Raw genomic sequence first — 4,608 nt, 5'->3', positions numbered from 1 at the left:
GAGGTTTTTGTTTTGGGCGGAGTGAGCCTTTTCGAAGAAATGCTGCCGCGCGCGGACAAGCTGTACTTGACCACAGTCCACGCGACTATCGAAGGCGATGCGTACTTCCCGGAAATCGACTGGGCGGACTGGAAAGAAGTTTACTCTGATCGGCACGAGGTGGACGAGCGTCATGCCTACGCTTTTTCGATGAAGCGGTTTGTACGAACTAGGTAAGGTAGGGGCGAACACATAAGTTCGCCCGCCGCGCGCCTGTCCGAAGGTGCGCCTGTCCGGCCTTACGGGTTACGCGCCATCGTCTTCTTGACCTTCACCAACCACAGCAATCCTACAATCCCCGAAAGCACCGTTCCGACCATGATCGCCAGCTTGGCGCTGCTTTGTTGGACTGCGTCCGGGAAGGAAAGGCTGGCGATGAAGATAGACATCGTGAAGCCAATGCCCGCCGTAAAGCCCAAGCCAAAAATGTGCCGCCATTTCAGCCCGGTGGGTAGTTTGGCCATTCCCGACTTGACGACGCCCCAGGAAAACAGCACGATACCCAGCGGTTTTCCCAGAAATAACCCCGCCACGATCCCCAAACTTAATGGCAATGTCAGCAAAGCGGACACGTCCCCGGCCAGGACGATGCCCGTATTGGCCAGCGCGAAAATGGGCATGATGAGGTAGTTAACGGGCTTATAAAGCGCGTGTTCGATCTTGCCCAGTTGGCTGAGGGGAATAGTCATAGCTAAAAGTACCCCGGCAATGGTGGCGTGAACGCCCGATTTGAGGACAAAGAACCAGAGCAGTAGGCCGGGGATAAGATAGAAAACAAAGCGAAGTACTTTGAAGTAATTGAGCGCGAGTAGCACCGCCAAGGTAGCTGCCGCGCCGAGCAACATATCAGAATGGATCTCGTGGGTATAGAAAAGCGCGATGACCAGCACCGCAATCAAATCGTCGATGACGGCGATGGCGGTCAGCAGGACTTTCAAAGCGAAAGGCACCCGCTTGCCCAGCAGCGAGAGCATCCCAAGCGAAAACGCGATGTCTGTCGCGGTGGGAATGGCCCAACCATCGGCGGCAATTGTATCGGCGTTGAAAGCGAGGTATATCGCCGCCGGAACTATAGCCCCGCCCAGAGCAGCCACGACTGGCAACACGGCCTGCCGCCAGTCGGAGAGTTCTCCCACCAGGAATTCGCGCTTGATTTCCAGCCCCACAAAAAAGAAAAAGACGGCCATCAGACCGTCGTTTACCCAGTGACTGATGGTTTTGTCCAGCGGCGGAAAGCCGACTTTCTGTTTCCAAAACCCCAAAAAGGCCGCACCCTGCGACGAATTGGCCCAGATCATCGCCACGGCAGTGGCAACCAGCAGCAGTATACCCGATAGCCGTCCACTCTCGGCCAGATCGCGGATAGTGTTGATAACCGGTTCGGCGATCGGCTTTACTACATTTTTTATTCTGACTATTCTCCTTTTGGTCTTCATCTATATTTTTTATCGACTTCTGCCCTTCGGTGGATGCCCGACAAATTAATGCTGCGTCTTGTAATTGCCGGGGTTCGTCAGCGGGTTGAGCCGCGTAGGCGTAGGATTGGAATTTCTGAAAATAGACCAGCCCGGACGCCGCTTGTACTTGGGGGTACTTGGCTGAAAACTTTCTCTGGGTGCTATGACGGCACGCGGCACGATGCCGACGCGGGAGGAGAATCGACCGCGACGCTGGATCTTTTGCGAATCCTTCGCCAGCTTCGCTTTGTGGGGATGCTTGTAGTTGTGTACCGATACGCCGGGATCGACTTTTACCTTTTGCTCATCCTGCGAAAAGATCTCGAAACTGCTCAGCAGCATCGCACAAACTGTAATGATGAAAGTTTGGATGGTTTTCATGATATCTCAGATTTTCAAAGGCTATTAAATTGGAGCAGATTTGACTGCTTTAAATTGTTTTTTCTCAGGGTGACAGATCTCCGGCGGCTTATGGTTAGCAGGTTACCTCCTCGATCGGATTGTTGGAAGAGTTGAAGCCGTTTTTGCCCGACTGATCCACTTTCGGAGCCGCTGGTAGTTTAGATCTGATGAGTTTATTCATAACTTATTGATTTTGTGAGGACTAAATTAATTTAGATGGAATCTGATTTTTTGAATCAGGCTCTGAATAAGAATCCCGACGATCACGGCCACGGCGATCATCAGCGAGGTAATGACCGACACCCCGGCGGCATCGCGGTGCGATCCCAGCACGATTTCCTGTCCGGTCTCCGACTGGATTCGGGCGAGGATATGCAGGTTCTCAATACTCTGGCGGAAAAGGGCCACCCCATCCTTATTATATAGCGCGGTGGCAATCTCCCTGTTTTCGTCGGTGATCCGCTGCATCACTACGCTTTCCAGACGAGAGTTGGTAGCCAGGTCACTTTTGAATTCCTTCAATACCGCCGCCTCGTTGCGGGTGAGGAGGGTCTGCTCAAAATTAGCCACGAGTTGGTCGTTTTTTTCGTCGTATTCCGCGAGTTTAGTTTTCAATTCAGTGGCGGAGAGTCTCGAGTGCTCACTCAGGTGATTGTCGAGAAGTCGGCGTTTGTCGTGAAGGTTCTCGCTCAGGTACACGATAATCAGCGCGGGCTGTAATCTGTCTTTGTAAACCGATGTGACGGCCTCGTCCAAATGGTGGGCCCTATTGTCTACGCGCAGCGAGTACAGCACCACGAAGGCCATCACCAGAAACAGCAAGGCTGCCACTTTTACTTTTTGAGTAAGCAATTGGGAGATATCCATAGCGAGTCGGTTCTGATGGAAACTGAGAGAATATTATACTCTTACTTTGAATTGAAATTTTATGACTGTAAATTTACAACTGTAAAAACAAAAACGCAAGTTTTATGACTTATATCAGCACAGAACCTCAAGTAACTGACTCATGGGAAGAAATCTGCTACCCCGTCGAGTCGCTCTGGCTGACCGATATGCTGCCCGGTTACGACATCATCGCCACCGACCGTCAACAACTGGTGGTAGGGCAGAGGCCTGGGGGGCGCAAAACGCTTTTCGGCATTCAAAGCGCAGATTACACCATTGTTCCCAACGCCGCTATCCGTGAGGTGATCGACGAACTGGTAGCTGACTACCAACTGGTGATCAAATACACCACGACCGGTGAATTCACCATCAGCATTGTGCTGCCCGCCACCGTGCAGGTTGGAACGGAAAACCTGCACCGCAGCCTGACGCTGACCAACAGCTACAACGGCAAGACGCCCTTCAGCATTCAGGGGCAGTCTCTCACTTCCCTGCTCGACCCCGCCACGCGGCTGGGCAGCAGCCTCTACCGCAACATGTGCCAGAACGGGTTGATGGGCTGGGCCGATCCGTTCGCCGACTTAGCTGAATATGAATTCTGGCTCGAGCAGTGGACCGGGGGGAGCAAGAAGAAGCAACCACCCAAAAGCACTACCACGCCGGAGCGTACGCGACAGACTCGTTCGCAGATTCGTAATATCCACCACAGTGCACTCACCATTGAGCTTTTTCAGGAACATCTGCGTGACCTGATCGCCGAACACCTGACTACTGAGCACACTCTGACGACTCAGGTGTACGATCACTTTCAGCAAACCGTCGCCGCCGGGGTGGATGTGACTCTATTAAGGGAACTACCCATTCCGGCCCAACTGGCTAAGCAAGCCCGCGAGCGGTTGCGGCTCGAAGAGCGGATGCTGGAGTCTGAACTCTCATACTGGCTGCTGTACAACGCGGTCAACTACGCGCTTTTTACCGCCCGCAGTAGCCTGACACTCAATGACCGCTTTCGGCTTGACGAGCGTGTTTTCCACCAGTTAGCCGCGCACTCGTTTGCCTGAACCTCCTGCTTTTCCATTTTTCAAAAAATAAAATCCATATATTACCAAAAAACAAAAAGTCATGAATTCACCTGATCTGTTAATGGGGCTGGGCAGCGTCATTTATGCCCTTTCAAAACTCGACGGCGAACTGCAAAAAGAAGAAGTCAAGGCCGTCCGCGAGATCCTGCTCGACGAGCCGCACGGCGAACTGGCCGTGTGCGGATTCTTCCTGCGGGATAATTTCGAGTACAGCACGGCGGAAGCTTACAAAACCGGAATGCGGCGCATGGCTGGCGAGGGCATCGAAATCAACCGCGAAACCCGGAAGCGTTTTATCAACATCCTACTGCAGGTGGCGAGGGCGCACGAAGGCGCTTCGAGGATGGAATGGGAGTTTATTCGCAAGTTTTGGCGAGAACTGCTGTCAATGACAGCCGACCGAAGGCAAACGCAAATGATAAGCTCAGTCGGGTGAATTCAAATAAATTATGGGGTCGCTGACCCCAGCTTTTAAACAAAAAATGACCAAGCAAAAAAAAGCCAGAATCGGCTTTATCTTCAAAGACACCATTCTCATTCTATTGGGCATCGGCAGCGCGGGCATGGGCCTCAAGGGCTTCCTGATGTCCAGCAACTTCATCGACGGCGGCGCGACGGGCATCTCGATGCTGCTCAGCGAAATCTTCGGACTTCCGCTGGCAATTTTGATCCCACTAATCAACCTGCCGTTCATCGTAATGGCTTACCGCTTCATCGGCCGCACCTTCGCCATTCGCAGC

Annotated in this window: 7 protein-coding genes; 4 read left to right on the top strand and 3 right to left on the bottom strand. The window is 52.7% G+C overall.

The window, feature by feature from the left end:
• Positions 1-216, top strand: a 216-nt coding sequence (locus ACEW8P_RS26440) for a dihydrofolate reductase (RefSeq protein WP_373516060.1), incomplete at its 5' end; no start/stop codon positions are given.
• 62 nt (positions 217-278) lie between these two features.
• Here the strand turns inward: ACEW8P_RS26440 and nhaA are convergent.
• The 3 genes from nhaA to ACEW8P_RS26425 all read right to left on the bottom strand — a co-directional run bounded on the left by nhaA (position 279) and on the right by ACEW8P_RS26425 (position 2,765).
• Positions 279-1,475 (bottom strand): Na+/H+ antiporter NhaA, encoded by a 1,197-nt coding sequence (nhaA, locus tag ACEW8P_RS26435; RefSeq protein WP_373516059.1) that lies wholly within the window; start codon positions 1,473-1,475, stop codon positions 279-281.
• A 45-nt stretch (positions 1,476-1,520) separates the two neighbouring features.
• Positions 1,521-1,877 (bottom strand): hypothetical protein, encoded by a 357-nt coding sequence (locus ACEW8P_RS26430; RefSeq protein ID WP_373516058.1) that lies wholly within the window; start codon positions 1,875-1,877, stop codon positions 1,521-1,523.
• A 228-nt stretch (positions 1,878-2,105) separates the two neighbouring features.
• On the bottom strand, positions 2,106-2,765 hold the full coding sequence (locus ACEW8P_RS26425; protein ID WP_373516057.1) for an MCP four helix bundle domain-containing protein: 660 nt from the start codon (positions 2,763-2,765) through the stop codon (positions 2,106-2,108).
• Positions 2,766-2,869: 104 nt separating this feature from the next.
• On the opposite strand from ACEW8P_RS26425, the gene ACEW8P_RS26420 reads away from it, so the two are divergent.
• From ACEW8P_RS26420 to ACEW8P_RS26410, 3 genes are all read left to right on the top strand, one after another.
• A complete protein-coding gene (locus ACEW8P_RS26420) occupies positions 2,870-3,847 on the top strand; it encodes a hypothetical protein (RefSeq protein WP_373516056.1) in 978 nt (325 codons plus the stop codon).
• Positions 3,848-3,908: 61 nt separating this feature from the next.
• Positions 3,909-4,304, top strand: a complete 396-nt coding sequence (locus ACEW8P_RS26415) for a TerB family tellurite resistance protein (RefSeq protein ID WP_373516055.1) — start codon at positions 3,909-3,911, stop codon at positions 4,302-4,304.
• 46 nt (positions 4,305-4,350) lie between these two features.
• Positions 4,351-4,608, top strand: a 258-nt coding sequence (locus ACEW8P_RS26410) for a YitT family protein (RefSeq protein ID WP_373516054.1), incomplete at its 3' end; no start/stop codon positions are given.

Origin of the sequence: Persicitalea sp., from assembly GCF_041751555.1 — a bacterium.
Lineage (GTDB): Bacteria > Bacteroidota > Bacteroidia > Cytophagales > Spirosomataceae > Persicitalea.
This window is presented reverse-complemented; position numbering and strand designations above follow the sequence as displayed.